Raw genomic sequence first — 12,148 nt, forward strand, 5'->3', positions numbered from 1 at the left:
AACTCGCAGTTCCGTACCACTGCGCTGCCCGCGAGCGGGCGGACAAGGACGACCTCACGTGCGCTTCGCCCCGTCGCCGTTCACCCGCGGCACGCACCCTCGGATACGCGTCGCGTGACCGTCTCCCTCTCCCCGCCCGAACCCGTCGACACCGCGCGCGTCCGCCGCCGTCACGGCAGACCCGCCCTGAGCGCGGGTCTGCTCGCCGCGGCCCTGGCACTGGCCGCCATGAGCGCGCTCAGTCTCGCAGTGGGTTCGGGCGACGTGGCCCTGCACGACCTGGTGGCCGGGGTGTTCAGTCCCGACCGTTCCGTCCACGGCCAGATGATCATCCAGGAGGTCCGCCTCCCCCGCACGCTCGCCGGTCTGCTCGCCGGTTCGGCGCTCGGCATCGCCGGCGCGCTGATGCAGGGCATCGCGCGCAACCCCCTGGCGGATCCGGGCCTGTTGGGTGTCAACGCGGGCGCCTCCGTCACCGTCGTCTTCGCCATCGGCGTCCTGTCGCTGACCGAGCCCGCGCAGTACATCTGGTTCGGTTTCCTCGGGGCCTGTGTCGCCGCCGTACTCGTCCACGGCATCGGCAGCCTGGGCCGCGAGGGCGCGACACCGGTGAAACTGGCGCTCGCCGGAGCGGCCACCACCGCCGTGCTGGGCTCCCTGACCAGCGCCATGCTGCTCAGGGACAGCCGGACGTTCGACCAGTTCCGGTTCTGGCAGGTGGGCGCTCTCAACGGCCGTGACATCGATGTCCTGTGGCAGGCGCTGCCCTTCATCGCCGTCGGCGGAGTGCTGGCCCTGCTGCTGGGACCTTCCCTCAACGCCCTCGCCCTCGGCGACGACATCGCGCGCGGCCTGGGCCAGCGCATCGTCGCGGTGCGGCTGGCCGGCGCCGTGAGCGTCGTACTGCTCTGCGGCGCCGCCACGGCGATCGCGGGGCCGATCGGGTTCCTGGGCCTGGCCGTTCCGCACGCGGCACGTCTGATCACCGGCCCCGACTACAAGTGGATCCTTCCCTACAGCGCACTGCTGGCACCGGCCCTGCTGCTCTTCGCGGATGTCGTGGGACGCCTGATCGCGCGGCCCGGCGAGGTGCAGGTCGGTGTGATCACCGCCGCGCTGGGCGCCATCCCCTTCGTCCTGCTCGTCCGCCGCCGGAACGTGGTCGAACTGTGAACCGTAAGACCACGTCCGCGGGCGGTACGACCACCGCGTCCCCGGAGCCGACCGGCGCGACCGGTCGCCCCTCCCCCGCCGCCACGCACGACGCCGTGACCCGGCTGGTCCGCGTCCGACGCCGTGGGCAGGCCCGTGGCGCCCTCGTGAGCGGCATCCTGCTCGCCGTCGTACTCGCGGCGTTCGCCCTGTCCCTCACCACCGGCGACTTCGTCATTCCGCTCGCCGACGTCCTCGCCACCCTGGCCGGGGGCGGCGACGCGGGAACCCGGTTCGTCGTCCTCGAACTGCGCCTGCCGCGAGCCCTGCTGGCCCTGCTGGTCGGCAGCTGCTTCGGTTTCTCCGGAGCGGTGTTCCAAGGTCTGCTGCGCAACCCGCTGGCCAGCCCCGATGTCATCGGTGTCAGCGCGGGGGCCAGCGCGGCAGCCGTCCTGGCGAGCATGGTCCTCGGCCTGAGCGGGATCACGCTGTCGGCGGTCGCCCTGGTGGGCGCGCTGCTGACAGGGGCCGCCGTGTATCTGCTGGCCTGGCGCAAGGGGATCAGCGGCTACCGCCTGGTCCTCGTGGGCATCGGCATCGGTACGGGCCTGTCGAGCGTCGTCTCGTACGTCATGACGCGGTCCGACGTCACCGAGGCGCAGAACGCCTTCCTCTGGCTGACCGGCAGTCTCAACGGCCGTTCCTGGACGCACTTCTGGCCCCTGTTCGGCGGGGCGGCCGTGCTGCTGCCCCTGGCGCTGGTGGCCTCGCGCGCCCTGCCCGCGCTGCAGTTGGGCGACGAGGCCGCCGGCGGTCTGGGAGCACGGGTCGAACACAGCCGACTGGCGATGCTGGCCTGTGCGACCGCCCTCGCGGGTCTGGCGACGGCGGCTGCCGGACCCGTCGGATTCGTCGCCTTCGTGTCCCCGCCCATCGCCCGGCGCCTGCTCCCCGGGCACGGCGCGGCGCTGGTGCCCTCGGCCCTCGTCGGCGCCGCGCTGGTCCTCCTCGCCGACTACGCGGCCCAGCACCTCATCCCCGGTACGCAGTTGCCGGTGGGGATCGTGACCAGCCTCGTCGGTGCGCCCTACCTGCTGTGGCTGCTCGCACGCGCCAACCGCGTGGGCAAGGGCGGCTGACCGTGACGCACCCCTCGGACGAAGGTTCCGGCGAGGTCCGTGAACCGCTCGGCACCCTCAAGGAGACGACGGTGACCTCCCCGCACGCCCCGCACATCCCGTACACCCCGCCCGCCTCGCACACCCTTCAGGCCCGGGACCTCACGCTCGGATACGGAGAGCGCGAGATCATCTCGAAGCTCGACGTCGATCTGCCTCCCGGCCGCATCACCTGCATCGTGGGCCCCAACGCCTGCGGCAAGTCCACGCTGCTGCGCTCGATGGCACGACTGCTCGTGCCCTCGGCGGGCGCTGTTCTCCTCGACGGCCGCAGCATCCAGGAGCTGCCCACCCGTCACGTGGCCGCCACCCTGGGCGTGCTGCCGCAGTCCCCGGTCGCGCCGGAAGCCATCACCGTCGCCGATCTGGTCGGCCGCGGCCGGTATCCGCACCAGGGCTGGTTCCGGCGCTGGACGGCGTCCGACACCGAGGCCGTCGCCGCGGCCATGCTCGCCACCGACGTCCTCGACCTCGCCGACCGGCCGCTGGACGAACTCTCCGGCGGACAGCGCCAGCGCGTCTGGATCGCCATGGCCCTGGCCCAGGAGACCGACATCCTGCTGCTGGACGAGCCCACCACCTACCTCGACATCAGCCACCAACTGGACGTCCTGGACCTGCTGACCGACCTCAACCGGCAGCGCCGTGTCACCCTCGCCGTCGTCCTGCACGATCTCAACCTCGCGTGCCGGTACGCCGACCACCTCATCGCGATGAAGGACGGCCGGGTCGTCGCCGAGGGCACCCCGACCGCGATCGTCACCGAGGCCCTGGTGCACGAGGTGTTCGGGCTGCGCAGCGCGGTCGTCCCGGACCCGGCGTCGGCCACACCCCTGATCGTTCCGATGGGGCGGCACCACATCAAGGCGCCACCGGCCGACGACACCCCGCTCGCCCCATCCCCGTCCCCGTCCCCTTCCTAAGCCCCTGAACCCCTTCCTCCCCTCACCCCTTCGCCCTTCTCACCTCTGTCGAGTACCTCGATGAACCTCCCGGAAAGAGCACCCACCATGTCCTCTCGTCCCGCCGACTCCGGCTCCCGACGCCGCCCGGGCCGTACCCGCCTGCTGACCGGCGCCCTCGCGCTCACCCTGATGGGAGCGCTGGCCGCCTGCGGTTCGTCCGACGAGTCCGGCAGCCAGGACAGCGCCGCGCAGACGTCCGGCGGCGCGTTCCCGGCGAAGGTCGCCACCAAGTTCGGCACGGTCACCGTGGACGAGGCGCCCAAGCGCGTGGTGGCGCTCGGCTGGGGCGACGCCGAGGCCGCGCTCTCGCTCGGCGTGCAGCCGGTCGGGGCCAGCGACTGGCTCGCCTTCGGCGGCGACGGCCTCGGCCCCTGGGCCGAGGGCCTGTACGACAAGAGCCCGCAGAAGATAGGCACGCTGGAGCCCGAGTACGAGAAGATCGCGGCCCTGAAGCCCGACCTGATCCTGGACACCAAGTCCAGCGGCGACCAGACGCGTTACGACACCCTGAGCAAGATCGCGCCGACCGTCGGAGTGCCGAAGGGCGGCGACCAGTACAAGATCTCCTGGGAGAAGCAGACCACCATGGTCGCCCAGGCCCTAGGCCTCTCCGACGACGGCAAGAAGCTGATCGCCGGGACCGAGAAGAAGTTCAGCGACGCCGCGAAGGCGCACCCTGAGTTCGAGGACAAGACCATCACGCTCGGGTCGCGGACCGCTTCCGCCTGGGGCGCGTACGTCCGCGGCACGGGCCGGGTGGACTTCGTCGAGCGGCTGGGATTCGAGAACAGCCCCGCCATCGAGGCCAAGGCCGGGTCCGCGTTCTCCGTGCCCGTCTCGGAGGAGAACCTCGACCTCCTCGACGCCGACCTGACCGTGATGGCCCCCATCGGCGTCACCGCGAAGAAGATCGGCTCGGACCCCCTCTTCAAGGCCGTACCGTCCGTGAAGAAGGGCCACTCCGTCGTCTTCGACGACAAGAACATCAGCTCGGCCTTCGCGATGGACTCCGTACTGTCCGTCGACTACGCGCTGGAGCACGTGGTGCCGCTGTTCGCGACGGCGCTCAAGTAGTCCTCACGTGGTTCTCGCCCACACCCGGTCCGCGTAGTCGAGGAAGTTGCGTCCGAGGATCTTCTCGATGCGTCCGGAGCGGTATCCGCGCCGTTCCAGGAGGTGGATCAGCTCCCTGAACTGGTCCACCCCGCGCAGGTCGAGGACGAAGGGGAGCGTGTCGGCGCGCTCCCCCGCCGCGCCGACCCCGGCCGCCCGGCGCAGGGCGACGTGTTCGGCGAGATCGGCGCGGTAGGCGTCGAGGTCGTCGATCGAGGTGACGGGCCCGTCGGTGCCGATGCCGACGTGGTCCTCACCGCACACGTTCACGGCGTGGTCGATGTGCTCGACGACGTCCGCGGCCGTGGCATGACCGGACACGCTGAGGAACGGCATGAAGTAGATGCCGACGAACCCCCCGCGCGAGGCGACCAGCCGCAGTTCCTCGTCGGTCTTGTTGCGGGGCAGATCGGCCAGCGCCCGGCATCCGGTGTGGTTGATCGACACCGGCGTACGGGAGAGGGCCGCGGCCTCCAGACAGGTGCGCTCTCCGCTGTGCGAGAGGTCGACCATCAGGTCGTGTTCGTTGAGCGCCTCGACCACGCTGCGGCCGAAGTCGCTCAGGCCCCGGTTGGCCGGTGCCATGGAGCCGTCCCCGATGTGGTTGGCCTGGTTGTAGGTGAGTTGCACGACGCGCACGCCCAGCTCGGCGAAGGTGGCGATGCGGCCGGTGTCCTCGCCGACCGCGACGGCGTTCTGGAAGCCGTAGACGACACCGATGCGGCCCGATTCCCGTGCCCGGTGGAGATCGGCGACCGTGCGCACCTTGAGCAGGTCGGACGCGTGCTCCCGCACGATCCCGTCCCAGACCTCGATCTCGTTCAGCGTGTGCTCGTACGGGGGCAGGTCGCCCATGGTGTAGCCGAGGGTGATGTTGACGGCGGTGAGGCCCGAGGCGCGGGCGTCCGCCAAGGTGCGGGCGTCGATGGTGAGTTGTTCGCTGGTCTGGTTGAGCTGTGCGGCGGCCTCGGCGGACCGGGGCGCGTTGGGGTTGTCGAGCTGCCCGAGCGCGTTGATGATCATGGGAGTGAGGGTCATCGGGCTTCCTCGTACGCGCTTCGCTCGAAGCGGTGTCCTCGTTTGACGGTCAGGGTGACGCTGCGCAGGTGGTCGATGTCGAGCAGCGGATTCTCGTCCAGGACGACGAAGTTGGCGAGCTTGCCGGGTTCCACGCTGCCCATGACGTCCTCGGCTCCGGCGCTCCGGGCGCCGATCAGGGTGGCCGAGCGCAGCACCTCCTCGGGCGGGATGCCGCAGCGGCGCACGAGGAACGCCAGCTCCTCGAACAGGGCGGGGAAGGGGTCCTCGGGGGCGGTCTCGTAATCGGTGCCCGTCGAGAGGTCCACACCGGCGCGGTACGCCTGAGCCGTGATGTGCGCGGCGAGTCGGGCGTTGGCCCGCGCGCGTGCCGCGTCCTCGGGCCCCTCGCCCGCCAGCTCGTCGCTCTCCCACATGCCGACGGTCGCGTCGAGAACGGTTCCGCGGCGGCACATCAGGGCGAAGAGTCCGTCGAGGTGCGGATCGTCCTCGGCGGCGAACCGCTGGTGGTCGACCCTCGGTTTGTCCTTGTACGTCGTCAGCGGCTCGTCGGCGCCCTCGAAGGCGAGCAGCGTGACATGGGAGACGCTGTCCACACCGGCCTCGACGACCTGTCGGGGTGTCGCCGGGAAGACGGCGGCGTGGGCCCAGACGGGGATGCCCTGGCGGTGCGCCTCGGCGGTGATCGCGGCGACCGTGACGTGGTCGAGGTCGGCGTACACCTTGATGGCGGCGGCGTGCGTGCCGCGCGCCAGGGCCACCGCCACGCGCAGGTCCGTGTCCGGGGTGATGGCCTGCATCCACGGCACGGCGCCCGGGGTCTCGCCCTGGGAGACTTGGTGGGTGCGCGGGTCGTCGAAGAAGCCGGGTCCCGCCATCAGCGCGGCGTAGCGGATGTCCGGGCCGGGGATCTCGCCGACGAGGGTGGCCCGCGCGAGGTCGCCGACCTGTCGCAGGTCGTCCGCCATGTCCCGGATCGCCGTGACGCCGCTGTGGACGAGGCGGTCGAGCACCGCCTCGGCGGCGGGCCGGTCGGGCGGTGTGGCGATGTGCTGGTGGGAGTCGATCAGGCCCGGCATGACGAAGCGCCCGTCGAGGTCGTGTACGCGCGCGTCGGCGGGCACGGAGGCGGCGATCTCGGCGTCGTCACCGACGGCCCGGATCGTCGCGCCGTCGACGACGATCGACGTCGACGGCCGGGGCGGCCGTCCGGTTCCGTCGAACAGCGTGGCACCGCGATACACGGCGACCGTCCCCGCGGGTGTCGGGGCGTGCGGGGCCTGCGCTCCCGAAGCCTCGTTCGTCATCTTCGCCTCTCGCTCATCGTGCTCATCCGGCTCGGGTGGTCGTCCGGCTCGGCTGGTCTGCCGACTCAAGGTGGTCTGGGCCGGGTTGTTGCGCTGTACGTAACAGATGTAACGTCTCCCGCAACACGCATCACCGTACGCCGCCGTCCCCCGACGCCACAAGGAGTGGTCGGACTTGCCCGAAGCACCCCGCACCGCCGTGGACAAGGCCCTGGACCTGGTCGAGGCCGTCGCGCGGGCACCGCAGCCGCCGCGCCTGACCGACCTGGCCGAAGAGGTCGGACTGCACCGCGCGACCGCCTACCGCGTCCTCCTCGATCTCGTGCGCCGGGGATGGGTGCTGCGGGCCGGCGACCGCTATCTGCCCGGCACCGCGGTGCTCCGGCTGTCGTCGTCGGCGGCCCAGAACTCGCTGACGGCCATCGCCCGGCCGGTGCTCACCGAACTGTCCGCGCGCACCGGCATGATGGCCAACCTCCAGGTCCTGGAGGACGACCGGTCACGGGTGATCGACGCGGTACGGCCCGAACGGCTCGCGATGATCACCGACCTGATCGGCGAGGGCCTGCCCGTCCACCGGTTCGCCGGACCCCTCGCGCTCGTCGCCGCGCTCGCCCCCGCCGCCCGCGCCCCCTACCTGCGTCCCGCCGAAGCGGCCGGGCACCCGCTGGAGGGTCCCGACGGGCTGCTGGCCGACATCGCCCGCGCGGAGCGGACCGGATTCGCCGTCGAACACGGCCGCAACGAACAGCCCGTCGCCTCGCTCGGCCGCGCCGTCTCACCGACGTCCGGCGCGCCGGTCTGCGCGGTGACCGTCGTCGGCCTGGACGCCGAGTTCACGCCCTCCCGCCTCCCCGCACTGCGGGAGCACCTGCGCGAGGCCACCGACGCGCTGCAAGCGCTCCTGACCGCCCCGGGCGTATCCACATCCGCAACCTCCTCCGAACCCGCGAACGGACCGGTATGAGTGGTGTCCTCGTTCTCGACCGCGCCCAGACCCGCGCCGCGCTCGACCCGCACCGGGTCATGGACGCCGTGGCACAGGCGCTGATCGCCGTCAGCCGGGGCGAGGCCTCCGCACCACCGCGCGTCGCCGCCCGCGCCCCGGGCGGGCTGCTGGGCGTCATGCCCGGTTACGTTCCCGGACTCGGGCTCGCGGCCAAGCTCGTCTCCGTGTTCGCGGACCCGGCGCAGGCCGGACGGAGCAGCCACCGTGGCATCGTCGCCCTCTTCGACCCCGAGGACGGCCGGCCGCTGGCCCTCCTAGACGCCGAGTCCCTCACCGGGACACGGACGGCCGCGGCAGCGACCCACAGCGCCCTCGCCCTGGCCGCGCCCCGTCCCGGCCGCATCGCCGTTCTCGGTGCCGGAGCCCAGGCGCGGGCCCAGATCTCCCTGCTCGCGCTCCTCGATCCCACGACACCCGTCACCGTGGCCGGGCGGGACCCGCGGCGGGTCCGCTCCGCCGCCGGTCTGCACCCCGCGGCCGAGCCCGCGCCGAGCGCCGAAACGGCAGTACGCGGTGCCGATGTGGTGTTCTGCTGCACCGGCGCCGTCCGTCCGGTGATCCGCCGGGACTGGCTCGCTCCCGGCGCCCATGTCAGCTCGGTGGGTGGCTCCCACGGCCCCGAGGTGGACGCCGACACCGTCCGGGACGCCCTCCTTTTCGCGGAGTGGCCCGGCGCCCGCGCCGCCGCACCGCCGGCAGGCGCGCACGAGCTGCAGGACCTGCCCGAGGAGAAGGCCGTCACCCTCCTCGGCTCCGTCCTCTCCGGTACGCACTCCGGCCGCCGGGGCGAGACAGGACTGACGCTGTTCAAGTCCACCGGGCACGCTGCCCTGGACGTGGCCGCGGCACATGTCGCCCACGCTGTCGCCGTGCGCGAGGGGTGGGGCACGACCGTCGACCTGTGAGCGTCCGCTGCCGACCCGACGCCGACGGCGCGTGTCGGTCACCTGTGGACAGCCTTCGAGCGCTGTCGGTCCGGTGTCGGCGGCCTGTCGGCGCGGACTGAAACCTTGCTGGAGATCCGCCGGGCGCACATCCGGCAGGCGTACGACAGGCAAGGAATCACCATGACCACTCAGGCCGCCCCCAACACTCAGAGCGCTGACAGCGCTGGGAGCACAGAGAACAGTGGGAGCACTGGTAGCACCCGCGTCACGATCATCGGCGCCGGGCTCGGCGGGCTCACGCTGGCCCGCGTCCTGCACGTCCACGGCATCCCGGCCACGGTCTACGAGGCCGAGGCCTCACCGACGGCACGTGCGCAGGGCGGAATGCTCGACATCCACGACTACAACGGCCAACCGGCACTGGAGACGGCGGGCCTCACCGACGAATTCCGCGCCCTCGTCCTTGAGGGCCGCGAGGCGATACGGGTGCTCGACGTGGACGGGTCCGTCCTGTTCGACAAGGCCGACGACGGCACGGGCGTCCGCCCCGAGGTGCTGCGCGGCGAGCTTCGGCAAATGCTGCTCGACTCGCTCCCGGCCGGCACGGTCCGGTGGGGGCACAAGGTCGGCGGTACCCGTGCGCTCGGCGAGGGACGGCACGAGGTAACCTTCGCCGACGGCACCACCGTCGTCACGAGCCTGCTGGTCGGCGCGGACGGCGCATGGTCCCGGGTCAGGCCGCTGCTCACCGCCGTCACCCCGGAATACGCCGGCATGTCGTTCGTCGAGACCTACCTGTTCGACGGCGAGACCCGGCATCCGGCCAGTGCGAAAGCGGTCGGCGGCGGGTCGATGTTCGCGCTCACGCCGGGCAGGGCGATCCTGGCCCACCGGGAGAGCGGCGGCACCCTCCACACCTATGTGATGCTCAGCGAGTCGCGGGAGTGGTTCGCGGGCATCGACTTCAGCGACTCCGCCGCGGTCACCGCGCGGATCGCGAAGGAGTTCGACGGCTGGGCACCGGAGCTCACCGCGCTGATCACCGACGGTGAGACCGCGCCGGTCCTGCGTCCCCTCAACGCCCTGCCCGTCGGGCACCGGTGGGACAGGGTGCCGGGGGTGACCCTGCTCGGCGACGCCGCCCACCTCTCGGTCCCGAACGGCGAGGGCGCCAACCTCGCCATGTACGACGGCGCCGAACTCGGCAAGGCCCTGGCCGCCCGCCCCGAGGACGTCGAAGGCGCCCTCGCCGAGTACGAGCAGGCCATGTTCACCCGCGGCGCCGAAGCCGCCGCCGAGGGTACCGAACTCCATGAACTCCTCTACGGCGACAAGACACCCCACAGCCTGATCGCCATGTTCACCGCAGACACCGCAGGCATCACAGACACCGCAGACGACCGGACGCCGTGAACCGCGGGCGATCACCGGGCCGAGGGCGCTACGGGCACGGACAGCGCCGGCAGGCTTCGTCCGCCATCCGGGCACTCGTACCGCCGAAGCGGCATAGGTGTCCGCGTTCCGCGGGCATGCGGCAGAGCATGAACCAACCGAACGACGGTCCTGACCGCGCCCATCAGCGCCCCGAGGGAGTCAGTGACAAGACCGTGGAAGCGCTCGGTGCGCTGTCCAAGGCACTGGAGACCACCGAGCGGGCCCGGGGGCACCTGTACTCCTTCCACCAACTCACCGGAGGGGCCGACCTGGAGCTGGACCGCGCGACCGGGCTCCTCCGCGAGGCGGGCCACACCGAGTACGCCGACCGTGTGGAGCGCGAGGTCCTGGGCCGCAACGTCATCCCCGGCCACTGGACGTTCCAGATCGTCGAGGCCTACGACGGGACCTACTACCAGCCGTTCAGGGATCTGGAGCGACGTGCTGTGCGCGACCTCGCCGACGGACGCGACCACCTCTACGAGGCGGAGATGAAGGAGAACCGCCGCACGACGGGCCACCGCGACCACACCGCGCGCCCCGACAGCCCGGACACTCCGTCCTAGGCGGTTCCTCGGGCCTGTCTCCCCTCAGGAAGATGTCCCGAGGAAGTCGGTGACGCCCTGGTACTCGCCGGTGGACGCCTGCCCCGTTGTCTCGTATTCGAGGAGCAGCAGGCCGTTCGGCGTCGCTTCGTGCTGGACCAGTCGCAGGCCGGACGGTGCGCCCGGGCCGGTCAGCAGTCGCCGGCCGGTCCGCAGCACGGTGGGTGCGACGACGAGGCGCAGCGTGTCGATCAGACCCGCCGCGAGCAGCGCCTCGCCCAGGCGGGCGCTGCCGTGGATCTGGAGTTCCCGTCCCGGTCGCGACTTCAGCTCGGCGACCGTCCGGAGCGGGTCGCCGCCGAGCACGGTCGTGGGGTGCCAGGTCCCTTCGGTGAGGGTGTTCGAGACGACGTACTTCGGCAGTGAGTTCATCCGCCCGGTGAAGGGATCGTCGGGGTCGGTGATCTTCGGCCAGTCACGGGCGAACGCCTCGTAGGTGCGGCGGCCGAGCAGCAGTCCGTCGGCGAGGTCGAGCCAGTCGGAGACGCGCCGGACGAACGTCCCGTCGATGTGGGGTACGAGCCAGCCGCCTCGGGTGAACCCGTCGCTGGTGTCCTCGTCCGGTGAGCCGGGGCCCTGGCAGACACCGTCGAGCGTGACGAACTCGGTCAGAGTGATCTTCATCGCGGGGCCATGCTCTCGGCGAACGCGGCGAGTTGGCCCGCGACCGTGCCCCAGCCGTCGGCGAAGCCGAGCTTGTCGTGACGGGCACGGGACTCCGGGTCGCCGTGCCTCACGAGCATCCGGTAGTCCGTGCCGTCCGGATGCTCGTGCAGCGTGATCGTGGCGGTCATCGTGACCGGGGCGGGGTTCACCGGACGCCAGGTGCTGTCGACGGCGTTGGTGAACACGATCCGCTGGAGTTCGTCGACGGCGAGGAAGCACGCGTCCAGGTGGGGGACGAACTCGGTGTCGTCGTCGCTCATCCGCGTCACGAACGCCCCGCCGGGCCGCAGTTCCAGATGGTCCACCCGACAGCGCAACGGGGCCGGGAGCCACCACTTCTCCAGCCGGGAGGGGTCGGCCCAGGCGCTCCACACGGTCGCGCGCGGGGCGCGGATGATCCGCTCCAGGCTGAGATCGAGGTCGGGGTTCATTGTCTGTTCTCCTCCGGGTCGGTGACGAACTGTTCGAGGCGGTCGGTCCGCTCCTCCCATGTCCGGCGCTGCTCCGCGAGCCAGTCGTCGACGAGGGCGAGCCGGTCGCGATTGAGCACACAGGTGCGGACCCGGCCGGACTTGACCGTGCGGATCAGCCCGTTAGCTTCGAGCGTGCGCACATGCTTCATGAACGAGGGAAGGGTCATGGGGAACTCGCGGGCGAGGTCACCGACGCTCGTGGAGCCGCGACCGAGACGCCGGACGACGGCGCGCCGGGTCGGGTCCGCGAGCGCGACGAACACGCCGTCCAGTTGCGCCGAATACTGTGCCATGCGGCTAAGCATTGCGAGACATGGAGGT

Annotated in this window: 13 protein-coding genes; 8 read left to right on the plus strand and 5 right to left on the minus strand. The window is 71.6% G+C overall.

The window, feature by feature from the left end:
* Positions 1–228: 228 nt before the first annotated feature.
* The 4 genes from ACH4DZ_RS01625 to ACH4DZ_RS01640 all read left to right on the plus strand — a co-directional run bounded on the left by ACH4DZ_RS01625 (position 229) and on the right by ACH4DZ_RS01640 (position 4,369).
* A complete protein-coding gene (locus ACH4DZ_RS01625) occupies positions 229–1,173 on the plus strand; it encodes a FecCD family ABC transporter permease (protein WP_398285440.1) in 945 nt (314 codons plus the stop codon).
* Positions 1,170–2,291, plus strand: coding sequence for a FecCD family ABC transporter permease (locus ACH4DZ_RS01630; RefSeq protein ID WP_398284870.1), 1,122 nt, complete (start codon positions 1,170–1,172; stop codon positions 2,289–2,291). Before ACH4DZ_RS01625 ends, ACH4DZ_RS01630 begins: the two co-directional genes overlap by 4 nt.
* Before the next feature lie 71 nt (positions 2,292–2,362).
* Positions 2,363–3,253, plus strand: a complete 891-nt coding sequence (locus ACH4DZ_RS01635; RefSeq protein WP_398285441.1) for an ABC transporter ATP-binding protein — start codon at positions 2,363–2,365, stop codon at positions 3,251–3,253.
* Positions 3,254–3,340: 87 nt separating this feature from the next.
* A complete protein-coding gene (locus tag ACH4DZ_RS01640) occupies positions 3,341–4,369 on the plus strand; it encodes an iron-siderophore ABC transporter substrate-binding protein (RefSeq protein WP_398284871.1) in 1,029 nt (342 codons plus the stop codon).
* A 3-nt stretch (positions 4,370–4,372) separates the two neighbouring features.
* Here the strand turns inward: ACH4DZ_RS01640 and ACH4DZ_RS01645 are convergent, their stop codons facing one another.
* Both ACH4DZ_RS01645 and ACH4DZ_RS01650 read right to left on the minus strand, forming a co-directional pair.
* On the minus strand, positions 4,373–5,446 hold the full coding sequence (locus ACH4DZ_RS01645; RefSeq protein WP_398284872.1) for a dipeptidase: 1,074 nt from the start codon (positions 5,444–5,446) through the stop codon (positions 4,373–4,375).
* Complete coding sequence (locus ACH4DZ_RS01650) at positions 5,443–6,753, minus strand: amidohydrolase family protein (RefSeq protein WP_398284873.1); 1,311 nt, start codon at positions 6,751–6,753, stop codon at positions 5,443–5,445. The genes ACH4DZ_RS01645 and ACH4DZ_RS01650 overlap by 4 nt, the downstream gene beginning before the upstream one ends.
* A 175-nt stretch (positions 6,754–6,928) precedes the next feature.
* Between ACH4DZ_RS01650 and ACH4DZ_RS01655 the strand changes: the two genes are divergently transcribed.
* From ACH4DZ_RS01655 to ACH4DZ_RS01670, 4 genes are all read left to right on the plus strand, one after another.
* Entirely contained in the window at positions 6,929–7,720 is a 792-nt protein-coding gene (locus tag ACH4DZ_RS01655) for an IclR family transcriptional regulator (protein WP_398284874.1), read from the plus strand.
* Positions 7,717–8,667 carry an ornithine cyclodeaminase family protein gene (locus tag ACH4DZ_RS01660; protein WP_398284875.1) on the plus strand — a complete coding sequence of 317 codons (951 nt, stop codon included), beginning with the start codon at positions 7,717–7,719 and terminating at the stop codon, positions 8,665–8,667. The genes ACH4DZ_RS01655 and ACH4DZ_RS01660 overlap by 4 nt, the downstream gene beginning before the upstream one ends.
* 162 nt (positions 8,668–8,829) lie before the next feature.
* The gene (locus tag ACH4DZ_RS01665) at positions 8,830–10,062 is read left to right on the plus strand and encodes an FAD-dependent oxidoreductase (RefSeq protein WP_398284876.1); all 1,233 of its coding nucleotides are present in this window, start codon (positions 8,830–8,832) and stop codon (positions 10,060–10,062) included.
* A 128-nt stretch (positions 10,063–10,190) separates the two neighbouring features.
* Entirely contained in the window at positions 10,191–10,649 is a 459-nt protein-coding gene (locus ACH4DZ_RS01670; protein ID WP_398284877.1) for a hypothetical protein, read from the plus strand.
* Between the two features lie 24 nt (positions 10,650–10,673).
* On the opposite strand, the gene ACH4DZ_RS01675 is transcribed toward ACH4DZ_RS01670, so the two are convergent.
* The 3 genes from ACH4DZ_RS01675 to ACH4DZ_RS01685 are packed head-to-tail and all read right to left on the minus strand — an operon-like array spanning position 10,674 to position 12,120.
* Positions 10,674–11,312 carry a dihydrofolate reductase family protein gene (locus ACH4DZ_RS01675; protein WP_398284878.1) on the minus strand — a complete coding sequence of 213 codons (639 nt, stop codon included), beginning with the start codon at positions 11,310–11,312 and terminating at the stop codon, positions 10,674–10,676.
* Positions 11,309–11,785, minus strand: coding sequence for an SRPBCC domain-containing protein (locus tag ACH4DZ_RS01680; protein WP_398284879.1), 477 nt, complete (start codon positions 11,783–11,785; stop codon positions 11,309–11,311). Before ACH4DZ_RS01680 ends, ACH4DZ_RS01675 begins: the two co-directional genes overlap by 4 nt.
* Positions 11,782–12,120, minus strand: a complete 339-nt coding sequence (locus tag ACH4DZ_RS01685) for an ArsR/SmtB family transcription factor (protein WP_398284880.1) — start codon at positions 12,118–12,120, stop codon at positions 11,782–11,784. Before ACH4DZ_RS01685 ends, ACH4DZ_RS01680 begins: the two co-directional genes overlap by 4 nt.
* Positions 12,121–12,148: the final 28 nt, after the last annotated feature.

The organism is Streptomyces sp. NPDC017991, from assembly GCF_044328075.1.
In the GTDB taxonomy this organism is placed as follows: Bacteria; Actinomycetota; Actinomycetes; order Streptomycetales; family Streptomycetaceae; genus Streptomyces.